Origin of the sequence: Streptomyces sp. NPDC051020, from assembly GCF_040683105.1 — a bacterium.
Classification (GTDB): Bacteria; Actinomycetota; Actinomycetes; order Streptomycetales; family Streptomycetaceae; genus Streptomyces.
In genome coordinates, this window is the sequence record NZ_JBFBCG010000055.1 from 1 (window position 1) to 24,782 (window position 24,782).

A 24,782-nucleotide genomic window follows, 5' to 3' on the forward strand; every position below is an offset into this window, starting at 1 on the left:
AGGGGCAGATCTTCGTCAAGGGCGAGGTCATCAAGACGGTTCCGGAGTCGAAGATCGTCGAGACCCTCATCGAGGAAGCCCTGAAGATCGCCGAGGGCATGGACGACGCAGGGACACCGTCGGGGGTCCCCGCCGTCACCGTGAGCTGAGACAGGACCGGAGAGGGGGCCCGAGCGTGACCATTCTGGAGACCATCAGGGGACCGCACGACCTGAAGGCGCTGAGCGGAGCGGAACTCGACGAACTCGCCGAGGAGATCAGGAGGTTCCTGGTCGAGGCAGTGGCCAGGACCGGCGGGCATCTGGGGCCCAACCTCGGGGTGGTGGAGCTGTCCATCGCCCTGCACCGGGCCTTCGACTCACCGGTGGACCGCATTCTGTGGGACACCGGGCACCAGAGCTACGTGCACAAACTGCTCACCGGGCGGCAGGACTTCTCCAAACTGCGCGTCAAGGGCGGCCTGTCCGGCTATCCCTCCCGCGAGGAGTCCGCGCACGACATCATCGAGAACTCGCACGCCTCGACCGTGCTCGGCTGGGCGGACGGCCTGGCCAAGGCGAACGAGGTGCTCGGCCGCCCCGACCATGTCGTCGCCGTCACCGGGGACGGCGCGCTCACCGGCGGCATGGCCTGGGAGGCGCTCAACAACATCGCGGCGGCCCGGGACCGGCCGCTCATCATCGTGGTGAACGACAACGAGCGCTCGTACGGCCCGACGATCGGCGGGCTCGCCGACCACCTGGCCACCCTCCGTACCACCGACGGGTACGAGCGCTTCCTGACATGGGGCAAGGACGTCCTGCAGCGCACCCCGGTGGTCGGACAGCCGCTGTACGGGTCGCTGCACGGCGCGAAGAAGGGGTTCAAGGACACCTTCGCCCCGCAGGGCATGTTCGAGGACCTGGGGCTCAAGTACGTCGGGCCGATAGACGGGCACGACATCGCAGCCGTCGAATCCGCGCTGCGCCGCGCGAAACGCTTCCACGGCCCGGTGCTGGTGCACTGCCTCACCGAGAAGGGCCGCGGCTACGCGCCCGCGCTGCGGGACGAGGCCGACCGGTTCCACACCGTCGGCGCGATGGACCCGCTGACCTGCGCACCGGTCGCCCCGATGGTGAGTCCGTCGTGGACCTCGGTGTTCGGGGACGAGATCGTCGCGATCGGCGCCGAGCGGCCGGATGTCGTCGCCATCACCGCGGCGATGCTGCACCCCGTCGGGCTGACGAAGTTCGCCGAGGCGTTCCCCGAGCGGGTCTGGGACGTCGGGATCGCCGAGCAGCACGCGACGGTCTCCGCGGCGGGGCTCGCCACCGGGGGACTGCATCCGGTCGTCGCCGTCTACGCCACCTTCCTCAACCGCGCCTTCGACCAGCTGCTGATGGACGTCGCCCTGCACCGGTGCGGGGTGACGTTCGTCCTCGACCGGGCCGGGGTCACCGGTCCCGACGGCGCCTCGCACAACGGCATGTGGGACATGTCCGTGCTCCAGGTCGTGCCCGGGCTGCGGATCGCCGCCCCGCGTGACGCGGAGCGGCTCCGGGAGGAGCTGCGCGAGGCCGTTGCAGTCGACGACGCACCGACCGTGCTGCGTTTCCCCAAGGAGTCGGTGGGGGAGCCGGTGCCGGCGGTGGGCCGCATCGGCGCCATGGACGTACTGCACCGCGCCGACGACCCCCACGTCCTCGTCGTGGCGGTCGGTGTGCTCGCCTCCGTGTGCCTGCAGGCCGCAGACCTGCTCGCGGGCGGCGGGATCCGCTGCACGGTCGTCGACCCGCGCTGGGTGAAGCCGGTCGACGAGCAGCTCGCCCCGCTCGCCGCACGTCACCGGATGGTCGCCGTCGTCGAGGACAACAGCCGGGCGGGAGGCGTCGGTTCGGCGGTCGGGCAGGCGTTGCGCGACGCCGATGTCGACGTACCCCTGCGGACCTTCGGTATCCCCGAACAGTTCCTCGCGCACGGTAAGCGTGCGGAGGTGCTGGCCGACATCGGGCTCACGCCGGTCGAGATCGCCGGCCGGATCAGCGGTGCGCTCGCCGCCAAGGAAGCGGCCCGGGGGATTGAGGAGAGCGGGGAATGAAGGACGACGGGCCCAAGGGCTTCGATCTGGCGCAGCTCCTCGCGGAACGCGGGGCCGAGCGGTACGAGCTGCACTCGAAGTACCTCAACCACCAGCTCCCGCGGATGCTGCACACCATCGGCTTCGACAAGGTGTACGAGCGGGCCGAGGGTGCCCATTTCTGGGACGCGGACGGCAACGACTACCTCGACATGCTCGCCGGCTTCGGCGTCATGGGTCTGGGTCGCCACCATCCGGTCGTCCGCAAGGCACTGCACGACGTCATGGACGCCTCGCTCGCCGACCTCACCCGCTTCGACTGCCAGCCGCTGCCCGGGCTGCTGGCCGAGAAGCTGCTCACCCACAGTCCGCATCTGGACCGGGTCTTCTTCGGCAACAGCGGTACGGAAGCCGTCGAGACCGCGCTGAAGTTCGCCCGGTACGCCACCGGGAAACCCCGCATTCTCTACTGCACCCACGCCTTCCACGGCCTGACCACCGGCTCGCTCTCGGTCAACGGCGAATCGGGCTTCCGGGATGGCTTCGCACCGCTGCTCCCCGACACCGCCGTCGAGCTCGGCGACCTCGATGCACTGCGGCGCGAACTGAAACGGGGCGATGTGGCGGCGCTCGTCGTCGAGCCGATCCAGGGGAAGGGCGTCCACGAGGCGCCGCCCGGCTACCTGCGCGCCGCACAGGAGCTGCTGCACCGACACAAGGCGCTGCTCATCGCCGACGAGGTGCAGACCGGTCTCGGCAGGACCGGTGACTTCTACGCGTACCAGCACGAGGAGGGCGTCGAACCCGATCTGGTCTGTGTCGCCAAGTCGCTCTCCGGCGGCTATGTACCGGTCGGGGCGACCCTCGGGAAGGACTGGATCTTCAGACGCGTCTATTCGTCGATGGACCGGGTCCTGGTCCACTCGGCGAGCTTCGGTTCCAATGCCCAGGCGATGGCGGCGGGGCTCGCGGTCCTGGCGGTGATGGAGGACGAGGAGACCGTCGCGAACGCTCGCCGCACCGGTGATCTGCTGCGCGAGCGGCTCGCCGCGCTCACCGGCCGCTACGAACTGCTGCACGAGGTCCGTGGCCGCGGGCTGATGATCGGCATCGAGTTCGGACGGCCGAGCTCGTTGAAGCTGCGCAGCCGCTGGACCATGCTGCAGGCGGCACGCAAGGGCCTCTTCGCGCAGATGGTCGTCGTGCCGCTCCTGCAGAAGCACCGGATCCTCACCCAGGTCTCCGGCGACCATCTGGAAGTGATCAAGCTGATTCCGCCGCTGGTCATCGGGGAGCCGGAGGTGGACCGGTTCGTGACCGCGTTCACAGCGGTGATGGATGACGCGCACAGCGGCGGCGGGCTGATGTGGGATTTCGGAAGAACGCTGGTCAGACAGACCATCGCCAACCGCTGAGGCTGAATTGCCTCTGAGGCAAAACATTTGCCTCAGAGGCAGGATGCTGGCCCAATAGGTACATGAACTCTCCCGATGGAGGGGTGGCCGACGAGCTGCCCGGCGTCGCGCCACGCCTGCGCGATCTGCGCCGCCGCCGTGGTCTGACCCTGGAGGCCGCCGCCCAGCACGCCGGGCTGTCCCCGGCCCATCTGTCCCGGCTCGAAACGGGCCGGAGGCAGCCGTCGCTGCCCATGCTCCTCGGACTTGCCAGGATCTACGGTACGACGGTCTCCGAGCTGCTCGGCGAGATCGCCCCCGAACGTGACGCGATCGTCCGCGGTGGCCGGTTCGAGGGGGCCGAGGCCGACGGCTGGATGTACCAGCAGGCCGGCGGGTCCGGCCGGGCGATGCAGGCCCTGCGCGTCCGGGTCCCGTACGGCACCCAGGGTGATCTCGTGCGGGTCCATCCCGGCGAGGAGTGGCTGTACGTCCTTGTCGGGCGGCTGCGGGTGAGCCTCGGCGACACCGTGCACGATCTCGACCCGGGCGACAGTGCCCACTTCGACTCGCTCACCCCGCACCGGATCGCCGCCGTGGACCGCGACGGATCCGAGCTGCTCTTCGTCCACACCCTGTTGCAGAGCCCCGCCGCCGAGCTGTGCCTCGGCAGCGGTACCCACCGTCGCTGAGACCGGCCCGGCCGGTCACCAGAAAGGACTGTCATGTCCGATTCAGAGCACTTCGATCCGCTCACCCCGAGGTCCCAGAAGAACTATGACGCGCAGGAGCGGAAGTTTCCGCGCGGCGTGGTGATCAGGCTGTTCGCCTACCTCATTGCCGGACACATCTTCGCGGCCTTCCTGTACCTGCTCTTCGCGGTGGCCGGAAAGGGCTGACATCGGCCGGCGTGCGGTCCGGCTACGCCTCTTCGAGGAGCCGTCCGCGCAGCCGCTCCAGGATCTCCGGAGTCAGCTTCAGGCCCTCGGCGAGATAGCGGTCCGTGCTGCCCCAGGTCTCCTCGATGGTGCTGAAGGCCTCGGCGAGGTACTCGGCGCGGGCGTCGAAGAGCGGGCTGAGCAGCTCCATCACCTCGGGCGACATCCCGGTCGCCGAGGTGTCGGTGCGCCGGACCTTGTACCGGCGGTGCGGATCGTTGGACTTCAGGTAGTCGGCCTCGATGGCCTCGCGCTCGACGCCGACCGCCAGCAGCGAAACCGCGATCGAGAGACCGGCACGGTCCTTGCCGGCCGCGCAGTGCATCAGAGCGGGAACGCTGTCCTCGGCCAGGGCGTGCAGTACCCGGCTGTGCTCAGCCGTACGATCCCTGATGATCGACTTGTACGAGGCGGTCATCTGCGCCGCTCCCTTGCCGTCGGCAAGGACCGAGCGCAGCTGTGCGATGTCGCCGTCGCGGACCATCCGCCAGAACTCGGCGCCGTCGGCCGGATCGGAGAGCGGAATGTTCACATTCCGCACGCCCGGCAGGTCCACGTCCGGGCCTTCGAGCCTGTGGTCCGCCGCATTGCGGAAGTCGAAGATCGTGTGCAGCCCGAGACCGCCGAGGAACGCCGCGTCCTCGTCGGTGGCGTGCGCGAGGTGACCGCTGCGAAAGAGCCGTCCATGCCGCACCCGGCGGCCGTCCACGGTCGGCAGTCCGCCCACATCGCGGAAGTTGCGCACACCTGCCAGCTCGGGTTCCGTCGACGGGACCTGCGGCACCTGCTGCGTCACGGTGTCTCCTGGAGTGTCTGGCGTCGGCGCGGCTCGCCGGCGAGGTCAGTTCCTGCGACGATACGACATTGAATTCTCTGGCAATGATCTCGGTCGTTTCCTGCTGAACACCCCACGGATTTCCCCTCGCACGGGCGTTGCCCGGCCGTCGGCCGGCGGTCGATGATGTGCGGAACTGTGGGAATGCGGGGATGAAATGATCGAGACGGGTGACCAGGGCCGGACCTGGCTGCTGACCGGGGCGAGCGGCAGCTACGCGCTGCACCTCACCGGCCGGGACGAACTGCTGCATCTGCACTGGGGACCGCAGATCTCCCTCGCGGCCGCCGAGGCCCTCGCCGCCGCGCCCGAGCCGCCCTTGCGGGGCTTCGAGTCGCAGATGGACGGCCGCGAGGAGTACCCGGTCGAGGGTGGCCCCCGCTTCGTCCGGCCCGCTCTCTCCGTACGCACCCCCGAAGTCCGTGGCACCGAATGGGTGTTCGCCGGGGCCGCCGTGGACGGCGACGAACTCCGTATCGCGTTCGCCGACTCAGTGCAGCGGCTCGCGCTCACGCTGCACTACCGGATGCGGGACGACTCCGATGTCGTCGAGCGCTGGGCCACCGTCACCCACACAGGTCCTGACGGTCCGCCACTGGAGCTGCTGCGCGCCGACGCGGCGGCCTGGGCGCTGCCCGCCCGCGACAGCTGGCGGCTGAGCCAGCTGCACGGTCGCTGGGCGGCCGAGTCACAGCTCGTACGGTCGGAGCTGACGTACGGCGAGAAGGTCCTCTCCAGCAGGCGCGGCCACACCGGACACCAGTTCCTGCCCTGGGTGGCGCTCGACGCGGACGGCGCCGCCACCGAGGAGGGCGGCGAGGTGTACGGCTGCGCGCTCGGCTGGTCCGGCTCGTGGCGGATCGCGGTGCAGCAGCTCCCCGACGGGCTCGTGCAGATCACCGGAGGCGCCGGATACGACGACTCCGGGCTGCTGCGGCTCGCACCGGGGGAGACGTACACCACACCGGTGTTCGCCGGACTGTGGAGCGCCGAAGGGTTCGGCGGGGCGAGCCGGTCCTGGCACGCCTGGCAACTGGCCCATGTCGTCCCGGACGCCGAGAGCCTGCGGCCGGTGCTCTACAACTCCTGGGAGGCGACCGGCTTCGATATCGCGGAGGACCAGCAGCGCGCCCTCGCCGAGCGCGCCGCGGCGATGGGCGTCGAGCTGTTCGTCGTGGACGACGCGTGGTTCGGGCAGCGCACCAGTGACCGGGCCGGACTCGGTGACTGGACCCCCAACCCCGAGCGATTCCCCGGCGGGCTGAAGCCGCTCGCCGACGAAGTGCACGGACTCGGCATGCAGTTCGGCATCTGGGTCGAGCCGGAGATGGTGAACGCCGACAGTGATCTGTATCGCGCGCACCCCGACTGGGTGCAGCACTTCCCTGGGCGGACCCGGACCGAATTCCGTCATCAGCTGGTGCTCAACCTGGCCCGGACCGATGTGCAGAACCATCTGTGGGAGCAGCTCGACAGGCTGCTCTCCAGTGCCCCGATCGACTATGTGAAATGGGACTTCAACCGCTGCTTCACCGATGCGGGCTGGCCGGGCGAGGACTATCCGCAGAAGCTCTGGATCGCGCATGTGGACGCGCTCTACGCGCTGATCGACCGGCTGCGGGCCGCCCACCCCGGCGTCGCCTTCGAGTCCTGTTCGGGCGGCGGTGGCCGGATCGATCTCGGGATCCTCGCCCGTACCGACCAGGTGTGGACCTCCGACAACACCGACCCGCTCGACCGGCTCGCCATCCAGGAGGGCTTCGGGCAGATCCATCCGGCGCGGGTGATGGCCGCCTGGGTCACCGACAGTCCGAATGTCCAGCTCAACAGTAGGGTCAGTTCGCTGCGCTTCCGCTTCGTCAGCGCGATGGCCGGGGTGCTCGGGGTCGGCGGGGATCTCACCGAGTGGAGTGACGAGGAGCTGGCCGAGGCGCGGAGCTGGGTGGATCTCTACAAGGAGATCCGTCCCGCGGTGCAGCACGGCGCGCTGTACAGGCTGCGTGCCCCCCGCGGCGGGCTCAGCGCCGTGCAGTACGTGCACGGCGACGAGGCCGTGGTGCTGATGTGGCTGGAGGCACAGCGGTACGGGGAGCGGCCGCCGGCCCTGCGGCTGCGCGGGCTCGACCCCGCGGCGACCTACACCGACCTGGACACCGGGGCGGTCCACCACGGTGCCGCGCTGCTGCATCAGGGTCTGCACACCGGGCTGAGGGGGGACCTGGACGCGAAGGTGCTGAGGCTCCGACGTGGCGAACGCCCGCGACATGTCCGTATTGCGTCTTTTAGCGGAACATAGCCTATTTCTACGGGAGATGATGCCCTTCTCGTGAGCGGGATCATATTCGTGACGGTGTGTGGTGGTGCCAGGGATGGGTATTCCGGGCGACGCGCGGAAAGCCAAGATCCGTAATCCACGGAGGGTGACCAGGATTCCGCGCCGATTTCCCGGCGCGGAATCCATTGAGTAATGAGTGGCTTGTTTCCGCCGTCCTCGCTCGCCTACGGTCACCCTCAATCCGGACGGACCGCCTAATCCTGCCGCCGCCCGGAATTCGCACCCACTCACGTGTGGCAGGAGCGGGGGAACCAGGTAAGCCGCCGCCCGGAGAGATCCGGTCGGCTCGGGGTGAAGTCGCGAACTGCGACCGGGCATCTCCAGCCCGAACCCGACAGCTCACCTCGTAGGCGCCGGAGAGGAAATTCTTCATGCCCGCATCGGGTAAGCATCGCCGTACCAAGTCCAGCACGATCGCCCGTGGCGTCGCCGCCATCGGTGCCGGTGGGGCTGTTATCGCCCTTCCGCTGCTCGGCGCCACCGGTGCCCACGCTGCGGAGCAGGCCGCGCCCACCGCGCAGTCGGCAGCCACGCACGCCGCCGCCGAGGCCGCGCCCGTCGTCAAGAAGCAGGCCGAGACCCGGACGTACTCCGTCGCCGACGGTGACAACCTGTCGAAGATCGCCGCCGAGCAGCAGGTCGAGGGCGGCTGGCAGAAGCTGTACCAGGACAACCGCACGGTCGTCGGCGAGAACCCGAGCCTGATCTTCCCGGGCATGAAGCTGACGCTCGGCGGCAAGTCGGCCGGCTCCGCCGCGACGACGGACACCACGCAGTCCGCCCCGGCTCCGTCGAAGGCTCCGTCGACCTCCTCGGCCGACAAGTCTGCGTCGCAGTCCAAGGCTTCGGACTCCGTCAAGACCACCACGGCCTCCGCCTCGGCCGGCCAGAGCAACAGCTCCGGCTACGTCCACCCGGTCCCGGGCAACCACACCACCGCCTACCGTGCCTCCGGCTCCAACTGGTCCAGCGGCAGCCACACGGGTATCGACTTCCCGGTCCCCACCGGCACCAGCGTGAAGGCGATCACCTCCGGCACCGTCGTCACCGCCGGCTGGGGTGGCGCGTACGGCAACCAGGTCGTCATCAAGCACGCCGACGGCCACTACTCGCAGTACGGCCACATGTCCTCGCTCTCCGTCTCGGCGGGCCAGACCGTGACCGCAGGCCAGCAGGTCGGCCTCTCCGGTGCCACCGGCAACGCCACCGGCCCGCACCTGCACTTCGAGATCCGCACCGGCCCGGCGTACGGGTCGGACATCGACCCGATCGCCTACCTGGCCTCGCACGGGATCTACGTCTGATCCACGGCTGATCCGGTCGGCTCGGTGAAGGGGCGGTGCGCAGCGGCGCGCCGCCCCTTCGCTCAGGCCGACCGGCACATGGGGGCGGCGTCGCGGGGCTGGGCACGCACATCTGCCGCGTTGTCGTCCATCACCATGGCTCCGCCGTGGCTCAATCCTCCGCCTTGCAGCTGCAGGCACCCAGCCCCGCTCCTTCTCCCGCCCCCCATGTGCCGGTCAGCCTTATTCCCCGTTTACCAAAACCTGACCGGGTGGCCTATCTCACCACCCGTCAACCCTTTATTACGGTCGCGTAGGTCACATTCGGCGGTGCAGGATATGCGCTTGTGGCAGACGATTCGAGAAACAATCAACGTGGCGTCAGCAACCGGCATGGCGCCATCGGGTCGTACGCAGCGATTGGCGACAGCTTCACCGAGGGAGTCGGAGACCCCGGCCCGGACGGAACCTTCGTCGGCTGGGCGGACCGTTTCGCGGTACTTCTCGCGGACCAGCTCCCGGACCCCGACGCGGCGACGAGCCCCGAGGGCTCCGCGCACGGAAACTTCCGGTACGCCAATCTCGCCGTACGCGGACGCCTCCTCGATCAGATCGTCGAGGAGCAGGTACCGCGCGCCAAGGAGCTCGCACCCGATCTGGTGAGCTTCTGTGCGGGCGGCAACGACATCATCCGGCCCGGCACCGACCCCGACGACGTGGCCGAGCGCTTCGAGCGCGCGGTCGCCGAGCTCACCGATTCGATCGGCACCGTCCTGGTGACGACCGGCTTCGACACCCGCGGCGTTCCCGTCCTGCGCCATCTCCGCGGCAAGATCGCCACGTACACCGCCCATGTGCGCTCCATCGCCGATCGCTACGACTGCCCGGTCCTCGACCTCTGGTCGCTGAAGTCCGTGCAGGACCGGCGGGCCTGGGACGACGACCGGCTCCACCTGTCGCCCGAGGGGCACACCCGGGTCGCGCTGCGCGCCGCCCAGGTCCTCGGCCTCGATGTGCCGGCCGATCCCGACCAGGAATGGCCTCCGCAGGCACAGCGCGGCACGCTGGAGGTCCGGCGTGACGACATCCACTGGGCGCGTGAGTACCTGGTTCCGTGGATAGGGCGGCGCCTGCGCGGCGAGTCCTCCGGCGACCACGTCGAGGCGAAGCGGCCGGACCTCCTGCCGCTTTAGACCGACCGTCAATTGGGGACGCGGTCACGGGGCTGGGGCGCTCACCTCGCGGCGTTGTCGTCCATCACCATGGCTCCGCCACCGCTCAATCCTCCGCCTTGCGATGCACGCACCCCCCGCTCCCTTTCTGTCTCTCCGGGGCTTCAGGCCTGTCCGGCGACGGGGGACACGGGCAGGAACCGGCGCCCCGAGGGCGCCGGTATGCCCGGGCGTCGGGCAGGTATGCGCTCCAGGACGCCACCCGCGAAGACGTCGTACAACGGCAGCGTCTCCAGATGTACATAGCCGATGTGGCAGTCGCAGACGGTGAGCGGACAGGCCCGCGGACCGAGCGCACGCCGGTAGCTGCCGTCGTACAGGTTGCCGAGCTCGGCCGGGACGAAGTGACAGCGGCGCACCGTGCCGTCGCCGTCCACCGAGATGACGGACTCGCCGGTCCGGCACGGCATGCCTGCCGAGCGGTGCGGGTGACGGCTGTACGGGAAGAGGGGGTCGAGGGCCGTCCAGCGGTCCGCCTCCTCGTCCGTGTAGCTCTGCCCCTCAGCGGCATTGACCCAGAGATAGACCTCGTCGGGCAGGTCGGTACGGAGCCGCCGCGCCTCGTCGACATGCTCCTCGAGACCGACGACACCGACGCTGTACCGGACACCGAGAGCGGACAGCTCCCGGCACCTGGCGAGGAAACGGTCGTACGGTGTCTGCCCCGGGTGGTACGTGCACCACAGCGCGATCTTGTCGCGGCCGACTCCACCGGCCTCGGCCAGCCACCGTGTACGACCGCTGAGATTGGTCTGGATCGCGACCCGGCCGATGTGCGGCAGCTGCGCCAGTTCCACCAGCGCGCGGCGGTACCAGGAACGGACCAGCCCCTCGCCCCACGGCGTGAACAGCACCGAGATCCTGTCCCCGGTCTGCGCCGCCGCCCACGCGGTGAACCGCTCCAGCGCGGCGCGGTCGGCACGGAGCTGCTCCGGGCTGTCGCGCCGCTTGGCGAACGGACAGTACGGGCAGTCGTAGTCGCACGACGCCAGGGGACCCCGATAGAGGATCGTCAGATCCATGGGAGTGCTCACTTCGGTTCGTACGCGGCCATCGCGGCCCGTACAGCGGGGGAGAACAGTTCGGGACCCAGCGCGTCGGAGTGGGCGAGCCCCTCGGGCGAGAGCCGTAGCACCCCGGACGCCCCGGCGGACCCGTCCAGCCAGCCGCGCGCCTCGAACCGGTCCAGCTCACGTGGGAAGTCGTCACCGGGAGCGGCGTCGAACCGCTCGCGGTATTCAGCCAGTTGCATCCCCTCGGCCTGAAGGAGGGACTGCAGAAGGTGGCGCCTGCGCGCCTCGTCGCCGTCGACATACCGCCCCACTTCCGCGCGGGAGAAGTCCTCGGCGGCGGTGTAGCTGTCGATGATCGCCCGCACTTCCCGCATCTCCACCGCGTAGTCGAAGGAGTAGTGCAGCCGACTGGTGTACGAGCGTGCGCCGCAGCCCAGCCCGATCATGCCGTCCGTCTGGCACGCGTAGTCGGCGGGGCCCTGCTGCGGGGCGTCGGTGCGGCGGAACATCCGCATCGACACCTGCTCGTAGCCGTGGGCGAGGAGATGGTCCCGGCCCGCCCGGTACAGCCGCAGCCGTTCCTCGTCCCAGGCCGCGTCTGCTTCGGCACCGAGCCGGCCCAGGCCGGTCAGCGGGCGCACGTACAGCGGATAGAGATACAGCTCCTCCGGAAGCCAGGCGAGGGCCGCGTCCAGAGAGGAACGCCAGCTGATCTCGGTCTGTCCGTCGATGCCGTAGATCAGGTCGATGTTGAGGACCGGGATGCGTGCGTCCCGGATCCGGCCGAGCGCCGCCTCCACATCGGCGCGGCGCTGGGGACGGACCGCCGCGCGTGCCTCGGCGTCGACGAAGCTCTGTACGCCGATACTGATCCGGGTCGTCCCGCGGTCGGCGAGGACGGCCAGCCGGTCGGTCGTTGCGGTCGACGGCGAGGTCTCGACCGACAGCGGCACGGACCGCAGGTCAGCGCCCATCCGCTTCTCCGCGATGTCGCAGAGCCGCTCCAACTCGGCGGCCGTCAGGAAGGTGGGGGTGCCGCCGCCGAACGCCGTCGCGGCGAACCGTACCGGCTCGTCGTCACCCAGTGCGTCACGCACGGCGGTGGCCTGCCGGTCCAGTGCGTCGAGATAGCGGGTCGTCAGCTCGTCGGGGGCGCCGATCCGGGTGAAGAGGTTGCAGAAACCGCAGCGGACCTCGCAGAACGGTATGTGGAGATAGAGCGAGAGCGCGTCCTTGGGCTCTCCCGCCCACAGCTCGCGCAGCGCGGGCCGGCCGACGGGGTGGCCGGTGAGCGGGCGGTACGCCGTCTTGTGCGGATAGGCGTAGACGTAGCTCTGGTACGGGCGGACGGTGTGCGGACTGGTCATCGTGCGGTGACCCCCGGTTCCAGGAAGAAGTGCGCGTACGGAACGGTCCAGACGGACTCGTGGCCGAGCCGGTGACCGGTGTAGCCGTCGTCCCCGTACGCCGTGCCGTGGTCGGAGCAGACGATGGCGAAGCAGCGCCGGCGGCTGCTCGCGGCGGCAAGGAGCCGGCCGATGTGTGCGTCGACGTACTCCAGGGCGGCGGCGTGCGTGGCGCGGGAGTCACCCGACTCGCGGGTGGCGCCGGGCTGGTGGAACCAGTTGGGCTGGTGCAGCGCCGACACGTTGACGAAGAGGAACAGCCGTTGTTCGGCGGGAAGCCCCGCGACGACCTGCTCGGCCCGTGCCACCTGGGCCTCGAAGGAGGTGGGCGACGCGACGCCGAACTCGGGTTCCCAATGGCTCTCCTGGAACATGGCCGGCAGCACGGAACCGAGCGGGCCCTGCCGGTTGAAGAAGCCGACGCCTCCGATGCACACCGTGCGGTAACCGGCCCCGGCGAGAGCGGACACCAGATCGGGGGTGTCGAAGACGAAGGTCCGGGAAGCGGTGGTCTCACTGCCCGCGAAGCGTGCCGCGAACAGCCGGGGGTGCGGGCCGGGGGCGGCGGGCGTGGGCAGGAATCCCGCGAAGATCGCCTGGTGCGAGGCATAGGTGAAGCTGCCCGGGGCATGCCGCTTCTCCCAGACGCCGTCCGGCAGGTGGCGGGCCAGATGCGGGATGCGTCCGGCGGCGGCAAGCTCCGCCGCCACGTCGTAGCGCAGGGTGTCGAGGGTGATGAGCAGCAGATCGTGACTGCTCACGATCTCGCTCATGTCTGGATTCCTGGCGTGTTCCGAGGGAGCGGCGTCCGCGTCGCGGATGTCGGCGACGGCCTCTCCGGTGTCAGGGGGTGGCGCTTGCACGGTGGTTCCTTGCTCTGTTCAGTACGGCGACGACCTGCGTCGCATAGGTGTCCAGGCCCTCGAAGCCGCTGCCGGGCAGCCCGGTCAGGCGTGGCAGCAGGTCGCCGAAGGCGTTGACCTCGCCGACGGCGAACCGCCGCCAGCCGGTCGCGGGCAGCAGATCGACGGCCACACACAGCGTGTCCGGGAAGCAGGCAGCGGCGCGCTCGCACACGGCCAGGGCATCGCCCCAGCTGCCACCCGCCGCCTCGACGGCCGCGCGGACCTCGTCGAGGCTTCCGCGCTCGCCGCCGAGGTGAAGATTGGTCATGGGGGAGTGGCTGGTCCGTACGACGGCATGGGTGGCGCGGCCCGCCACCACCAGGACCCGCAGGTCGGCCGAGCGCCCTCGCTGCGATGCCTTGGGCAGCCAGCGCTCGATGTGCAGCCCGTCCGGTGCGAGCGCGTCGACGATCGCCGCCACCTCGCGCTCCGTCGTGCAGCGGCGCACCCGCAGTGAGTTGAAGAGCCGTCCGGACGTGTCGCGTTCCACCGACGTGGTCGCCCGCACCCGGCCGGGACCTGCCGTTTCCACGGCCAGCACCCCCGAGGCGGACGAGCCGTGCGCGAGCTTCACGAAGGCCCGTGGCATGCGGTGCTGAGCCAGCCGTTCGCGCACATCCGCCCAGTCGCGCACCACGGGCGCCGCGGAGCCGGAGGTCGGCGAAGCCGGTACAGGCACCCCGGCGCCGTCCAGCACGGCGTGGCACAGTCGCTTGTCGAACAGCACCGCGATATCGCCCGGGGCGTCGAGCAGTACCGCTCCGGCCGCGTCGGCCGCCCGCGCGACCGTCCGCACCGCTCCGGTGAACCGGGTGTACCAGAGGGCGGTGCCCTCGACCCTGGTCGGATCGTCCACCGACCGCAGCAACCGTTCGACCTCGGCGTCCTCACCGGGCGAGTCCATCCGTACGGTCTCGCCCGGCCGGAAAACGGCCTTGCCGCCCAGGACGTCGAGCCAGGGCACCATGCGCGCGGCCGGCAGCCCGGCGGCGCGTACGGCGTCCCGGAAGAGTGTGACCCGGCGGTTGCCGGGAATTCCCACGACGGCGAAGCGCACCGCCGGGCCGCCAGCCCTACTCGGTGACTGCGACATAGCGCTCGTCGTCCTCATCCGAATCCCAGTACTCCACCTCGTCCGGTTCGCCATTGACCCGGCCGGCACCGAGCTCGCACATGGGTGGTGTCGACCGTGTCGAGGAAGTGCTGCCACAGAGCGGCGAACGTCAGACTGCCCTGCCAGGCGCTCTCCAGCCGCCAGGCGACCGCGTCCGCCGCCGGAAGCGGACCGGTGCGCGGCAGGCCGGGGGCGGGCAGCGTGAGGACCGGCAGGCCGTGGAACGTCTCGGGACGGTCGATGTCAGTCATGGGGCGTCACTCCGAAACCGCGGTGTAGCGGCCCTCGGCCCCGTTGTCGTCCCAGGGTTCCTCGCGTTCGGACACATCGACCTGTACACCGTGCGGTTCCAGCGCCTCCTTGATCCGGCGCTCCATCGGCGCGGTGAGGAAGTGATGGTGCAGATCGAGCTGTTCGAGATGGGTCAGCGGCTGGCCTTCGAGCAGCGCGGCCGCGCCCTCGTCGCCCAGCGTCCCGTGCGACAGATCGAGGGTGCGCAGCTGGGCGACGACGGGGGCGCCCGCGACGGCCGTCGCGATCTCGTTCTGCACCTCGCTGTTGCGCAGACCGAGGTGGTGCAGGCGGGGGAAGCGCGAGCCGGAGAGTAGTGGGGCCAGGTCGGCGACCCCGGCGTCGCCGCCGTATGCGGAGACACCGAGCCAGAGATCGAGCCGCTCCAGCGCGGGCAGCTCGCTGTCCAGAATGCCGCGGATCACTCCGGCCGGCAGCCCGCCCGTCTCGATGGTCAGCGAACGCAGCCGCTCGTGCTTCGACGGGGAGAACTCCAGGTCCGTGCCGCCGCGCACGCCCAGTTCCAGCAGGCTGGGGAACGCCCTCAGCAGCGCGGTGACGTCGGACTGCTCGATCCAGGAGATCTCGTTCTCCTCGGCCGTCATGTCGCCGACGAAGACGGCTTCCAGCGAGGTCAGCCGGTCGGCGGCGGCGATCACGAGATCGATCGGGTAGGACGACGGCTCCTCGTACGACTCGCCCCACTGGCCAATGATCAGGGCCCGCACGCCCGCAGGGTCGACAGCAGCGAGAAATGCCTGGAACGCCTGCTCCCAGGTCATCTCGGACTCGTCGTCGTACGGGTCGACCGCGATACGCCAGGCCGCGGCATCGGCGGCCTGCGCCGGGGCTTCGTTCGTCGCGTGCCGGAAGTCGACGGCCGGCAGGCCGAGCAACTCATGCAGATGATCCACACCGGACATGACCCTGAGCTCCTGAGACTGGGGGACTGATGTCCGCAAGGTTTATCAAGCCCCACTGACAACGCAGCGGGCGGGATCGGTTGTGACCGATTGTCAGACCCTCCCCTTAGCGTTTTCTCCAGGGCCGGCACAGCGGGTGCCACCCCGGAGAGGAGACGTCTGTGTACCGGCAGGGCGATGTACTGATCGTGTCGTTGGACGAGTCCGAGGTGCCCGCGCACCTGGCCGACGCGCCGGGGGAGCCGAGGGACGCCCGCGGGCGGATGGTGCTCGCGCTGGGCGAGGTCACCGGTCATGCGCATGCAGTCCAGGGGCCCGGCCGGCTGATGCGCGAGGCGGACGCCTTCGGCCCGATGCTGCTCCATCTCCCCGACGGCGGGCGGGTGGTGCACGAGGAGCATGCGGCGATACCGCTGTCGAAGGGCTGGTACCGCGTCGTGCGCCAGCGGGAGTACGCACCGGGTGCGGTCCGCATCGTCGCGGACTGAGCCGACCGGTCCGGGCAGGCAGCGAACAGCAGAGATCCGAGAGTGAACAGGGGACGGGGACAACCGATGCAGTACGTGGACTCATGGCGGGCCGTGGCAGCGGCGACCGGTGCGGCGGACCGGGGAGCGGCCGAGGACGGGGTCCGCCTCGCCTACCGCAGCGCGGGGCTGGCCGAGCCGGAGCAGATTGTCTGGGCCGACTCGCCGAAGGCGGCCGTCGAGGCGGTCGGGAAGCTCGTCGACGCGGGCCGCTCCGTGCGCGACGAGGTGCGGACCCGCCCATGGGCGGAGGAGCGGCGCCGGATGTACGACGAGCTGGGCCCGGCAGGCTGGTCCTCTCTCTGGTCGGCCACGGGCGCCCAGCTCTGGGAGACCACGGCCGCGCTCGCCGAGCGGATACGGACCGGTGTCGTCTCGGCCCTCGCCGAAAGCCCCGAGGACGAGTCGGATGTACGCCTGGTGCTGCTCGACGCGGTCCTCGGCCAGCACGACGCGGCGTGGCTCGCCGCGTTCGACGGCCGCGGGGACCGGCTCGTCGGCCTGGCGGAGGTGGCCCGGCACGCTGGCTGGTGGTGGCCGTACGAGCGCACCGTGGTGATCAGCGAACGCCCGGAGACGCTCCACCGCGACGAGGCGGGCCGGCTCGACCGCGGGGACGGCCCTGCCCTTTCCTACCGCGACGGGTTCGCGCTGTACGCCTGGCGCGGCATGCCCGTTCCCGCCGAGTTCCTTGCGGAACTGACGGCCCTGACCCCCGCGCGGATACGCGAGGAGGAGAACGCGGAGCTGCGCCGCGTCATGCTCGAGTTCTACGGCTACGACCGCTACCTCACCGAGTCGGGCGCCGAGCCGGTGCACCGGGACGAGACGGGCGTCCTGTGGCGGATCGCACTGGACGGCGACGAGGACGTGGTGATGGTCGAGGTGGTCAACTCCACCCCGGAGCCCGACGGGACCCATCGCACGTACTGGCTGCGGGTACCGCCCTCGACTCGCACCGCGAAGGACGGCGTCGCCTGGACCTTCGGCCTGGACGCAGAGGCGTACGCGCCTCTGCGCCAGACCTGATCGGCCGACAGGGCGGAATGAAGCGAAGGAAGCGAAGGAGGCGGAGCGACCGGCAGGGTCAGGCCGTCAGCGCCGCGTGGTCGATGCCCAGTTCGCGGGCGAGTGCCTCGTCGGTCCACGCCAGCATCGTGGCCCGGGAGAGCGGACCGGCGTACGACGTCATCTGGACGGCCAGGCCGTCCAGCAGTGCGGTCAGTCGCCAGGCCACGGACATCGGGTCGTCGCAGTGGAACTCACCCGCGGCGGCGCCCTCTTCGATGACCTCGGCCAGCTCCGCCTTCCACTGCTGGTCGAGATCGCCGGCCACATTGCGCAGCGCCGGGTCCCGGAGCGACGCCGCCCAGCCCTCGATCCACAGCCGCCAACCTTTGGCCTGCCCGGTCGGTGCGTACCAGCGGACGGCGGCGCGCAACCGCCGTACCGCACTCGTGCGGCGGCTCAGGAGCTTGCGCAGATGGACGAGGTCCGCCTCGGCCGCATGCGCGAAGGCGGCTGCGACCAGCTTCTCCTTCGTCGAGAAGTGGTAGAGCACCAGGGCGTTGCTCACGCCGAGCACGGAGGCCACATCGGCGATCCGTACCGCCGCGACGCCTCGCACCTCGATCTGTTCGACGGCAGCGCGGAGCAGCTCCTCGCGTCGTTCCGCCACGCTCAACCGCACTCTTGCCACGGCGTCACCCTAACCAATGCGCCGGTCCCGGACGGGTCGGGGGCGGAACCGCATCCGGCCCCGCCCCCTCCTCACCACCTGTCACCTGGGGTTTCGGCCCCGGTCAGCACCAGATATCGGCGCAGCCGGAGTGGTACGCGTCGATCAGGGTCTCCGTCAGCGCAGACCGAGGTGGTGCAGGCGAGAGCAGCAGCTTCAGCGCGTCGGCCGAGGAGCCCGAGAGTGTCAGGAGCACGGCGGCACAGGGCCGGTCGGTGCCGGCGGAAAGCTGCCATGGCGGCTATTCGCCGTAAACCGTTTGGATCAGAGGGAGTTGAGAGAAGGTCCGCGGAGGGTCACCGGTACCAGCCGAACCGTTCGGCCATCACCGGCAGCCGTTCGGCGACGAGCGCATGGGCTGCCGCACGGGGCGTGGAGCCGTCGGCCTCGGCGCGGGCCAGCATCCGGTCGATCAGGGCGCGCATCGAGCGACGGGTGTGCCCGAACGCCTCCTCGGCGTCGGCGCCGATGTCGCCGAACAGGGTCCACCACCACCAGGCGTTCGTACTGGAGTTGACGACCACATCGGGCAGCACGGTGATCTCGCGCCCGGCGAGCAGCGCCTCCGCCTCCGGCAGCACCGGCATGTTCGCCGCCTCGACCACCCAACGGGCAGTGATCAGAGCCTGGTTCGTGGCGTCGATGGCGTACGAGACCGCTGCCGGGACGAGCACCTCCGCCTCCTGGGCCAGCCAGGCGTCGGCGGGCAGCTCGCGGTCCCCGTCCCGCAGCGCACCGCGGTCCACCGTTCCGTACGCGTCGCGAGCGGTGAGCAGCGCCTCGACGTCGAGGCCCGCCGGGTTGGCGATGGTGCCCTTGATGTCCGCGACGGCGACGACCTTCAGCCCGGCCCGCGCCAGGAACCGCGCCGTCGCCCCGCCCATCGTGCCGAGCCCCTGGATGGACACGCGCGCCTCCGGGTACGCCACGCCCGCCCGGTCCAGCGCGGCGAGCGCCGACTCGGCGACCCCGCAGCCGCCGACCAGCTCGTCGAGCCCGATGCCGTCCACCTCGACGGCGAACGCGTCGGCGAGCCGCTGCCGCGCCGCCGTCTCGTCGTCGAGCAGCGGATAGACGGCCTGGACCGAGGAGACGAGCCCGGCCTCGGCGGCCGCCCGGTCGACGAGGTCCTGCGTCAGTCCGAGGTCCTCACCGGTCGTCCACACGTTCTCGATGTACGGTCGCACGGCCCGCAGATAGCGCACCAGTACCCCGTACGCCTCCGGCGCGCGCGGGTCGCAGTCGATGCCGCCCTTGGCGCCGCCGAGCGGTATGTAGCGGGCCTGTGCGTCGTCGGCGTTGAAGTGCAGAGCCTCCTTCATCGTCATACCGCGGGCGAGTCCGGCCACCTCGTCGAGCGTGCAGCCCTCCCGCATCCGCAGCCCGCCGCTGGACACACCCCGCACCAGCCGGTCGACGACCAGATGGCCCTGGCGTCCGGTGACATGGTCCGTCCAGGTCAGCGAGATCAGCGGAGCCGGCGGGGCGGTCGGGGACGCGGGCGTCGTCGGCGTTGTCATCGGGGGGTCTCCTCGGTCACAGTGATCAGGGTGGGCCCAGGGGTGGTCAGGGCCCGGGACAGGGCGCGGGTGAGCACCTCGGGTGAATCGGCGTGGACACCGTGGCCGCCGTACGCGCGGGCCAGCGCCGGGAGGTCGACAGACGGCAGATCGACCGCCGTGGGGGTGTCGCCGCGCGCCGCCATTTCGTCGCGGATCTCACCGTAACCGCCGTTGTCGAACACCACGACGGGCAGCGGCAGTCGCAGCTGGGCGGCGGTGGCGAGCTCCTGCACGGAGAACTGCAGCCCGCCGTCACCGCTCAGCGCCACCACCTGGCGGGCGGGATACGCGGTCTTCGCGCCGATCGCGGCGGGCAGGGCATAGCCGAGTGTGCCGAAGCCGGTCGGATGGAGATAGCGCCCCGCCGGACCCACCGGCAGATGCGGGATCGCGCCGTAGTAGCAGCACTGCGCACTGTCCGAGGTCAGGATCGCGTCCGCGTCCAGGACGGTTCGTACGGCCTGCAGATACGGCAGCCAGTGGGCATCGCGCTCCGCGGTCTCCGCGTCCCGCCCGGCGCGCAGTGCCCGTACGGAACCGGCCCGGTCCGGAGCCCCGGAGGCCGGTGCGCCGTGGGTCGCGGCGAGTTGCTGCCGCAGGGCTTCCAGGGTGGTGCGGGCGTCGCCGACGAGCGGCAGCTGCGCGGGCAGTCCCGCGTACATCTGATCCGGGTCGACATCGATCCGGATCAGGGTGGCGCGCAGCACGGGCGGCGCGGACCAGAGATCGGACTCGGCCAGTTCGGTGCCCACGGCCAGCACCGCATCGCACCCGGCCAGCCACTGCTGTACGGACGGGCTGTGCAGCGAAACCCCGAGCGACAGCGGGTGCGTCTCGTCGACGATCCCCTTGCCGTTGGCGGTGGTGACCACCGGTGCACCCAGTTCCTCGGCCAGCGTCAGGCACTGCGCCGTGGCGTTCCTGGCACCGCCGCCGAGGACCAGTGCGGGCTGCCGGGCCGATCGCAGCACCTGCGCCGCGTCCCGCAGCGAGGGCCCGGACGGGCAGGTCGCGGGAGTCGGCGGGGCGAGCCGAACCGGACCCGCCGGTTCCATTGTCTCCAGCAGATCAAGTGGCACCTCGATGTGGGCCGGGCGCGGGCGCCCGGTGCGGAACAGTGTGAAGGCGCGCGCCACCGCGGAGAAGATCTCCTCGACCGTCGACACCCGGTGGCTGAAAGCTGAGACCCCCCGCAGGGCCTCGGTCTGGCTGCGCATCTCGTGCAGCAGACCGGTCGACTGGCGGGGGTGACGCAGAGGCATGCCGGGCGAGACGACCAGCAGCGGCACGCTGTCCGAGTACGCCTGCCCGACCGCCGCCGCGATGTTCAGCAGTGCCGGACCGGTGGTGGTGATCGCCACACCGGGGCGTCCGGTGACCCGTGCGTACGCATCGGCGGCGTACCCCGCGCCCTGCTCGTGGCGCGGGGTGACATGTGCGATGCCGTACGGGTCCAGATGCCGGTAGATCTCCAGGTTGTGCGTTCCCGGAATCCCGAACGCCTGCGTCACACCGTGCTCCGCCAGTGCGCGAACCACGGCTTCGCCACCGGTCAACGAGGTCGACCTCGGCTGCTCGGACACACCGCCTCCCTCCACTCACAGGTCGATTTACTGAATAGCCAGTCAGTATTGAGAGGCGGGAGCGCCCCTGTCAATCCGATCTTTGCTGAATCGGTGTTCAGTGGTGGAAGTGCGACCGTCAGGGGGCGGCGGGGCGCGGCACCTCGCACTGGTCCTTGAAGCCCTGGCTGGTCAGACCCAGTGCGGAGTTCGTCCGCGAGCGCATGTTCTCCACGGCGACCATGGTCGTCAGCTCCACCAGGGCCTTCTCACCGAGCGCGGTTTTGAGCCGGTCCACCAACTCGTCCGTGACCTCCGGCGGGGTGAGGCTCATCGCCTCCGCGTACTCCATGACGTCACGCTCCAGCGCTGTGTACGCCTCGCTCTCCTGCCACACCGGCACCTCGCGCAGTTTGCGGGGGTCCATCCCGTGCCGGTGGTGCTCCCAGTAGCCGAAGTCCATGCACCAGCTGCAGCCCACGGTCGCCGCGGACGTCATCACCGCAAGGGCCTTGAGCTGCGGGTCCAGTGCCTTCCACCGGCGCACGGCCAGCTCGAAGCGGAGCCCGGCCCACAGCACCTTGGTGTGGTGGGCGGTGGCCCGTACGGGATCGATGACCCTCCCGTACGTACGGTTCGAATACCCCGACACGGCGCGGAAGAGGAGGCTGCGGGGCGGGTCGAGCGAGATTCGGGCGGTCATGACGGGTCTCCTTCGGTTCGGCTCCGACCTCGCTGCGCGCTCCCCCCTGGGGATGTCGGCGGCTGCGGTCACGGATGCGACGGCCGGGGGCTGCCGGATGTGACATCGCAGAGCGGTGGATCGCGGAATCCTGCGACGGGTACGGACGTTGGTTCCGGCATGACGGGATTCGATGCAGAGCAGGACGCGCTCCTCCGGCTGATCGCCGAGGAGGACGGTGGGGTGCTCGTGACGCTGAAGCGGGACGGCCGGCCCCAGCTGTCCAATGTCAATCACTTCTACTGTCCCGAGGAGCGCATCATCCGCGTCTCGATCACCGAGGACAGGGCGAAGACGCGGAACCTCCGGCGCGATCCGAGGGCGAGCTACCACGTCACCAGCAAGGACCGCTGGGCCTGGACGGTCGCGGACGGGACCGCCGAGCTGTCGCCGGTCGCCGCCGATCCGCACGACGCGACCGTGGAGGAGCTGATCACGCTCTACCGCGACGTGCAGGGCGAGCACCCCGACTGGGACGACTACCGCAGTGCCATGGTCCGCGACCGGCGGATCGTCCTGCGACTGCACGTGGAGCATGTGTACGGGCAGCCGCGTGGCTGAGGCAGCGAGATCCGGCCGTCATTCATTCCCCTGGCCGTCCCCTACTCGCACGGTCGTACCCCCTGCTGATAATGAAACGACACCGACTCCCTCAGGAGATGTTGTGACCGGCGCTGACTCCCTGCACCCGCTTCGCACCCGGCTCCGTACGCTGCGTCCTGTCGCATTCGGCGCCGACCCTGACGGCGACCGCATGGAGCGCATCCGGCGCTCACCCAACTTCGCCGACGGCGTCTTCCAGAACCCCATGGGAGCGCGGAGCAGGCCGTCCGGCTCCATGCTGGAGTTCGCGAAGGTCTTCTTTCGCAAGGAGGAGCGGGCCCGCAGGACGCCGACCGGCACGGTACCCGTCCACGCCACCACGCTCGCCGATCTCGCCGCTCCGCCCGCCACGGGGCTGCGGCTCACCTGGATGGGTCATTCGAGCGTGCTGGCCGAGATCGACGGCCGCCGGGTCCTGTTCGACCCGGTGTGGGGCGAGCGATGCTCGCCCTTCGCGTTTGCCGGGCCCAAGCGGCTGCACCCCGTTCCTCTGCCGCTCGCCGCACTCGGCCCGGTCGACGCGGTCGTCATCTCCCACGACCACTACGACCACCTCGACCTGCCGACGATCGAGTCCCTGGCGGGTTCGAACACAGTCTTCGCCGTGCCGCTCGGCGTCGGGGCCCACCTGGAGCGCTGGGGCGTGTCCGCCGACCGGATGCGCGAGCTCGACTGGAACGAGACCACGCACATCGCGGGGATCAGCCTGACCGCGACCCCCGCCCGGCACTTCTGCGGGCGCGGCCTGCGCAACCAGCAGCACACTCTCTGGGCGTCCTGGGCCGTCGCGGGCCCGGAGCACCGGATCTACCACAGCGGGGACACCGGCTACTTCCCCGGTTTCCAGGACATCGGAGCCGAGCACGGCCCGTTCGACGCGACGATGATCCAGATCGGCGCCTACTCCGAGTACTGGCCCAAGAACCACACGGACCATAGGCCGCTGCCGGGCGCGTGGCCGGACATTCACATGACGCCTGCGCAGGGGGTGCAGGCGCACTTTGACCTGCAGGGATCGAGGCCGCACGGTGTGCTGCTGCCGATCCACTGGGGCACCTTCAACCTCGCGCTCCATCCCTGGGCGGAGCCGGGGGAGTGGACGATGGACGCGGCCGAGGAAGTCGGCCAGCCGGTGGCGGTCCCGTGCCCGGGTGAGCCCTTCGAGCCCGCTGGCGTTCTGCCGGTCGATCGGTGGTGGCGCGCGGTCTCCCCGCCGATCGCCCACCCGTGGCGGCGCCCGGAGCCCGTGGACGTGCCCTCGGCTGACACCCTCCAGGGTGATCTTGACCTGGCCGGCGAACGCTGATGGCGATCGCGCCCGCATTCCGCGGCCTCGCACTTCGTCGTCGCCCCCTGCGAGATCGCAGGTCGGCCCCGCCGTCGTTCGCTGTGAGCAAGCAGGTCGGGCGGAGCCTGTGCATGCTCCGCCCGACCCGGCTCAGGCCGGAGTGCGTCGCAGCACCGCGCCCGTTTCGGTCAGACACGACCATGCGACTGCGCAGCTCGCCACGCTTGCCAGCACGCCGATCAGTGTGTCCGGGCCAAAGGACCCGGTGGCGACCGTTCTCAGGAACATCACGGCGATGGCCAGCTCACCGAGCGCGAGCAGGGTGAGCCAGCCCACGTGCAGCGCACGAGGTGTCCTCTCCCTGGCCCGTGCCGAGCCCAGCAGGGCGGCTCCGCCGGTCATGGCCAAGAGGGCCACAGCGATCAGCAGTGCGTACAGCACGGCGGAGGAGGTGCTGGGATCGGTGTGGTCGATCTCCGCGGTGTCGGGCACCAAAGTGAACGCCAGCTCCAGCAGGGCGACGTATGCGACCTGGCCGAGCAGCAGCACCGGCACGACTCGGCGGTGGAACACGGTCATCATGCGTTGCTTTTTACCAGACGACCGTTCTTGATGATCCAGAGCTTGCCCGTCGAGACATGGCTCTTGCACGGACTCCGGGTTTTCCGCCTCGGCGTTGGAGCAGCGGGCCTTGTAGCAGCGGCCGATTTAGCGCGCCCCTTCTTGTTGTTCTTCAGGTCCATCTCCTTGTCGACGCCCCGGGACTGGGATTCGTGGCGGGTCGCCACGTCGTACGCCGATTCGTGGTCGACGAAGACCTCCATCGGGGCGTTCCAGTAGCAGTGCCGGAAGGCGTCGCCCGTGCCCTGGAAGAGGGTCTTGTCGGGGTAGAGCTCCTTGGCGTACGTGAGAGCGGCCTCCGCCAGGTCACGTGCCGTGAAGCAGTCGTACGGGTTCCAGAAGCAGTAGCTGCGTTCGGCAGGCGTCACGGCCGCCTTCGGATCACTGGAGGAGGGCGGCGGGCGCGGTGACTGG

The 24,782-nt window shown here is 70.2% G+C and carries 25 protein-coding genes, 1 pseudogene and 1 riboswitch; of the genes and pseudogenes, 12 read left to right on the forward strand and 14 right to left on the reverse strand.

All coding sequences use genetic code 11. The annotated features are described in order from the left end of the window. The 5 genes and pseudogenes from AB0N06_RS26305 to AB0N06_RS26325 all read left to right on the forward strand — a co-directional run. Positions 1–149 (forward strand): annotated as a pseudogene (locus AB0N06_RS26305) (4-hydroxy-3-methylbut-2-en-1-yl diphosphate synthase); the annotation flags it as partial. A gap of 26 nt (positions 150–175) precedes the next feature. After that, positions 176–2,077 carry a 1-deoxy-D-xylulose-5-phosphate synthase gene (gene dxs / locus AB0N06_RS26310; RefSeq protein WP_366137133.1) on the forward strand — a complete coding sequence of 634 codons (1,902 nt, stop codon included), beginning with the start codon at positions 176–178 and terminating at the stop codon, positions 2,075–2,077. Further along, a complete protein-coding gene (locus tag AB0N06_RS26315) occupies positions 2,074–3,471 on the forward strand; it encodes an aspartate aminotransferase family protein (protein WP_366137134.1) in 1,398 nt (465 codons plus the stop codon). The genes dxs and AB0N06_RS26315 overlap by 4 nt, the downstream gene beginning before the upstream one ends. Before the next feature lie 62 nt (positions 3,472–3,533). Next, positions 3,534–4,142: an XRE family transcriptional regulator gene (locus tag AB0N06_RS26320; protein ID WP_366137135.1), complete on the forward strand. Its 609-nt coding sequence runs from the start codon at positions 3,534–3,536 to the stop codon at positions 4,140–4,142. A gap of 33 nt (positions 4,143–4,175) precedes the next feature. Then, positions 4,176–4,349, forward strand: coding sequence for a DUF6126 family protein (locus tag AB0N06_RS26325; RefSeq protein ID WP_366137136.1), 174 nt, complete (start codon positions 4,176–4,178; stop codon positions 4,347–4,349). A 22-nt stretch (positions 4,350–4,371) separates the two neighbouring features. Here AB0N06_RS26325 and AB0N06_RS26330 read toward each other — a convergent pair whose 3' ends face one another. After that, a complete protein-coding gene (locus AB0N06_RS26330; protein WP_366137137.1) occupies positions 4,372–5,184 on the reverse strand; it encodes a tyrosine-protein phosphatase in 813 nt (270 codons plus the stop codon). Between the two features lie 196 nt (positions 5,185–5,380). Here AB0N06_RS26330 and AB0N06_RS26335 point away from each other — a divergent pair, with 196 nt between their 5' ends. The 3 genes from AB0N06_RS26335 (at position 5,381) to AB0N06_RS26345 (ending at position 10,034) form a co-directional block, all read left to right on the forward strand. After that, on the forward strand, positions 5,381–7,519 hold the full coding sequence (locus AB0N06_RS26335) for an alpha-galactosidase (RefSeq protein WP_366137138.1): 2,139 nt from the start codon (positions 5,381–5,383) through the stop codon (positions 7,517–7,519). Between the two features lie 249 nt (positions 7,520–7,768). Next, a riboswitch (cyclic di-AMP (ydaO/yuaA leader) is annotated at positions 7,769–7,926 on the forward strand. Between the two features lie 3 nt (positions 7,927–7,929). Further along, complete coding sequence (locus tag AB0N06_RS26340) at positions 7,930–8,862, forward strand: LysM peptidoglycan-binding domain-containing M23 family metallopeptidase (RefSeq protein ID WP_366137139.1); 933 nt, start codon at positions 7,930–7,932, stop codon at positions 8,860–8,862. A 326-nt stretch (positions 8,863–9,188) separates the two neighbouring features. Beyond that, positions 9,189–10,034, forward strand: a complete 846-nt coding sequence (locus AB0N06_RS26345) for an SGNH/GDSL hydrolase family protein (protein WP_366137140.1) — start codon at positions 9,189–9,191, stop codon at positions 10,032–10,034. A 143-nt stretch (positions 10,035–10,177) separates the two neighbouring features. Here the strand turns inward: AB0N06_RS26345 and AB0N06_RS26350 are convergent, their stop codons facing one another. The 6 genes from AB0N06_RS26350 to AB0N06_RS26375 all read right to left on the reverse strand — a co-directional run bounded on the left by AB0N06_RS26350 (position 10,178) and on the right by AB0N06_RS26375 (position 15,725). Then, a complete protein-coding gene (locus tag AB0N06_RS26350) occupies positions 10,178–11,095 on the reverse strand; it encodes an STM4011 family radical SAM protein (protein ID WP_366137141.1) in 918 nt (305 codons plus the stop codon). 8 nt (positions 11,096–11,103) lie between these two features. Next, on the reverse strand, positions 11,104–12,453 hold the full coding sequence (locus tag AB0N06_RS26355; RefSeq protein ID WP_366137142.1) for an STM4012 family radical SAM protein: 1,350 nt from the start codon (positions 12,451–12,453) through the stop codon (positions 11,104–11,106). Continuing rightward, the gene (locus tag AB0N06_RS26360) at positions 12,450–13,265 is read right to left on the reverse strand and encodes an STM4013/SEN3800 family hydrolase (protein WP_366137143.1); all 816 of its coding nucleotides are present in this window, start codon (positions 13,263–13,265) and stop codon (positions 12,450–12,452) included. Before AB0N06_RS26360 ends, AB0N06_RS26355 begins: the two co-directional genes overlap by 4 nt. A gap of 70 nt (positions 13,266–13,335) precedes the next feature. After that, entirely contained in the window at positions 13,336–14,490 is a 1,155-nt protein-coding gene (locus AB0N06_RS26365; protein WP_366137144.1) for an STM4014 family protein, read from the reverse strand. Positions 14,491–14,504: 14 nt separating this feature from the next. Next, complete coding sequence (locus AB0N06_RS26370; RefSeq protein ID WP_366137145.1) at positions 14,505–14,762, reverse strand: hypothetical protein; 258 nt, start codon at positions 14,760–14,762, stop codon at positions 14,505–14,507. 6 nt (positions 14,763–14,768) lie between these two features. Next, positions 14,769–15,725: an STM4015 family protein gene (locus AB0N06_RS26375; RefSeq protein ID WP_366137146.1), complete on the reverse strand. Its 957-nt coding sequence runs from the start codon at positions 15,723–15,725 to the stop codon at positions 14,769–14,771. A gap of 161 nt (positions 15,726–15,886) precedes the next feature. Between AB0N06_RS26375 and AB0N06_RS26380 the strand changes: the two genes are divergently transcribed. Both AB0N06_RS26380 and AB0N06_RS26385 read left to right on the forward strand, forming a co-directional pair. Beyond that, complete coding sequence (locus tag AB0N06_RS26380; protein ID WP_366137147.1) at positions 15,887–16,213, forward strand: hypothetical protein; 327 nt, start codon at positions 15,887–15,889, stop codon at positions 16,211–16,213. A gap of 66 nt (positions 16,214–16,279) precedes the next feature. Continuing rightward, positions 16,280–17,281 carry a DUF6745 domain-containing protein gene (locus tag AB0N06_RS26385; protein WP_366137148.1) on the forward strand — a complete coding sequence of 334 codons (1,002 nt, stop codon included), beginning with the start codon at positions 16,280–16,282 and terminating at the stop codon, positions 17,279–17,281. A gap of 58 nt (positions 17,282–17,339) precedes the next feature. Here the strand turns inward: AB0N06_RS26385 and AB0N06_RS26390 are convergent, their stop codons facing one another. The 5 genes from AB0N06_RS26390 to AB0N06_RS26410 form a co-directional block, all read right to left on the reverse strand. Further along, on the reverse strand, positions 17,340–17,930 hold the full coding sequence (locus tag AB0N06_RS26390) for a TetR/AcrR family transcriptional regulator (protein ID WP_366137149.1): 591 nt from the start codon (positions 17,928–17,930) through the stop codon (positions 17,340–17,342). Positions 17,931–18,054: 124 nt separating this feature from the next. Then, the gene (locus AB0N06_RS26395; RefSeq protein WP_366137150.1) at positions 18,055–18,186 is read right to left on the reverse strand and encodes a hypothetical protein; all 132 of its coding nucleotides are present in this window, start codon (positions 18,184–18,186) and stop codon (positions 18,055–18,057) included. A gap of 100 nt (positions 18,187–18,286) precedes the next feature. Next, on the reverse strand, positions 18,287–19,510 hold the full coding sequence (locus AB0N06_RS26400; protein ID WP_366137151.1) for a Glu/Leu/Phe/Val dehydrogenase dimerization domain-containing protein: 1,224 nt from the start codon (positions 19,508–19,510) through the stop codon (positions 18,287–18,289). Continuing rightward, positions 19,507–21,135: a 5-guanidino-2-oxopentanoate decarboxylase gene (locus AB0N06_RS26405; RefSeq protein ID WP_366137152.1), complete on the reverse strand. Its 1,629-nt coding sequence runs from the start codon at positions 21,133–21,135 to the stop codon at positions 19,507–19,509. The genes AB0N06_RS26400 and AB0N06_RS26405 overlap by 4 nt, the downstream gene beginning before the upstream one ends. Before the next feature lie 118 nt (positions 21,136–21,253). Further along, entirely contained in the window at positions 21,254–21,817 is a 564-nt protein-coding gene (locus tag AB0N06_RS26410) for a carboxymuconolactone decarboxylase family protein (RefSeq protein WP_366137153.1), read from the reverse strand. Positions 21,818–21,976: 159 nt separating this feature from the next. On the opposite strand from AB0N06_RS26410, the gene AB0N06_RS26415 reads away from it, so the two are divergent. Both AB0N06_RS26415 and AB0N06_RS26420 read left to right on the forward strand, forming a co-directional pair. Beyond that, positions 21,977–22,417, forward strand: coding sequence for a PPOX class F420-dependent oxidoreductase (locus tag AB0N06_RS26415; RefSeq protein WP_366137154.1), 441 nt, complete (start codon positions 21,977–21,979; stop codon positions 22,415–22,417). 103 nt (positions 22,418–22,520) lie between these two features. Next, positions 22,521–23,765, forward strand: a complete 1,245-nt coding sequence (locus tag AB0N06_RS26420) for an MBL fold metallo-hydrolase (protein WP_366137155.1) — start codon at positions 22,521–22,523, stop codon at positions 23,763–23,765. Between the two features lie 132 nt (positions 23,766–23,897). On the opposite strand, the gene AB0N06_RS26425 is transcribed toward AB0N06_RS26420, so the two are convergent. Together AB0N06_RS26425 and AB0N06_RS26430 are read right to left on the reverse strand one after the other, a co-directional pair. Then, the gene (locus tag AB0N06_RS26425; protein WP_366137156.1) at positions 23,898–24,329 is read right to left on the reverse strand and encodes a hypothetical protein; all 432 of its coding nucleotides are present in this window, start codon (positions 24,327–24,329) and stop codon (positions 23,898–23,900) included. Beyond that, positions 24,326–24,736: a hypothetical protein gene (locus AB0N06_RS26430; protein ID WP_366137157.1), complete on the reverse strand. Its 411-nt coding sequence runs from the start codon at positions 24,734–24,736 to the stop codon at positions 24,326–24,328. Before AB0N06_RS26430 ends, AB0N06_RS26425 begins: the two co-directional genes overlap by 4 nt. Between the last annotated feature and the right edge of the window lie 46 nt (positions 24,737–24,782).

Coding starts and splice junctions, on each gene's coding strand:
- AB0N06_RS26315 (WP_366137134.1), top strand. CDS start 2,074: ATGAAGGACGACGGGCCCAAGGGCTTCGATCTGGCGCAGCTCCTCGCG.
- AB0N06_RS26320 (WP_366137135.1), top strand. CDS start 3,534: ATGAACTCTCCCGATGGAGGGGTGGCCGACGAGCTGCCCGGCGTCGCG.
- AB0N06_RS26325 (WP_366137136.1), top strand. CDS start 4,176: ATGTCCGATTCAGAGCACTTCGATCCGCTCACCCCGAGGTCCCAGAAG.
- AB0N06_RS26335 (WP_366137138.1), top strand. CDS start 5,381: ATGATCGAGACGGGTGACCAGGGCCGGACCTGGCTGCTGACCGGGGCG.
- AB0N06_RS26340 (WP_366137139.1), top strand. CDS start 7,930: ATGCCCGCATCGGGTAAGCATCGCCGTACCAAGTCCAGCACGATCGCC.
- AB0N06_RS26350 (WP_366137141.1), bottom strand. CDS start 11,095: ATGGATCTGACGATCCTCTATCGGGGTCCCCTGGCGTCGTGCGACTAC.
- AB0N06_RS26355 (WP_366137142.1), bottom strand. CDS start 12,453: ATGACCAGTCCGCACACCGTCCGCCCGTACCAGAGCTACGTCTACGCC.
- AB0N06_RS26360 (WP_366137143.1), bottom strand. CDS start 13,265: ATGAGCGAGATCGTGAGCAGTCACGATCTGCTGCTCATCACCCTCGAC.
- AB0N06_RS26365 (WP_366137144.1), bottom strand. CDS start 14,490: ATGTCGCAGTCACCGAGTAGGGCTGGCGGCCCGGCGGTGCGCTTCGCC.
- AB0N06_RS26370 (WP_366137145.1), bottom strand. CDS start 14,762: ATGACTGACATCGACCGTCCCGAGACGTTCCACGGCCTGCCGGTCCTC.
- AB0N06_RS26375 (WP_366137146.1), bottom strand. CDS start 15,725: ATGTCCGGTGTGGATCATCTGCATGAGTTGCTCGGCCTGCCGGCCGTC.
- AB0N06_RS26385 (WP_366137148.1), top strand. CDS start 16,280: ATGCAGTACGTGGACTCATGGCGGGCCGTGGCAGCGGCGACCGGTGCG.
- AB0N06_RS26400 (WP_366137151.1), bottom strand. CDS start 19,510: ATGACAACGCCGACGACGCCCGCGTCCCCGACCGCCCCGCCGGCTCCG.
- AB0N06_RS26410 (WP_366137153.1), bottom strand. CDS start 21,817: ATGACCGCCCGAATCTCGCTCGACCCGCCCCGCAGCCTCCTCTTCCGC.
- AB0N06_RS26415 (WP_366137154.1), top strand. CDS start 21,977: ATGACGGGATTCGATGCAGAGCAGGACGCGCTCCTCCGGCTGATCGCC.
- AB0N06_RS26425 (WP_366137156.1), bottom strand. CDS start 24,329: ATGATGACCGTGTTCCACCGCCGAGTCGTGCCGGTGCTGCTGCTCGGC.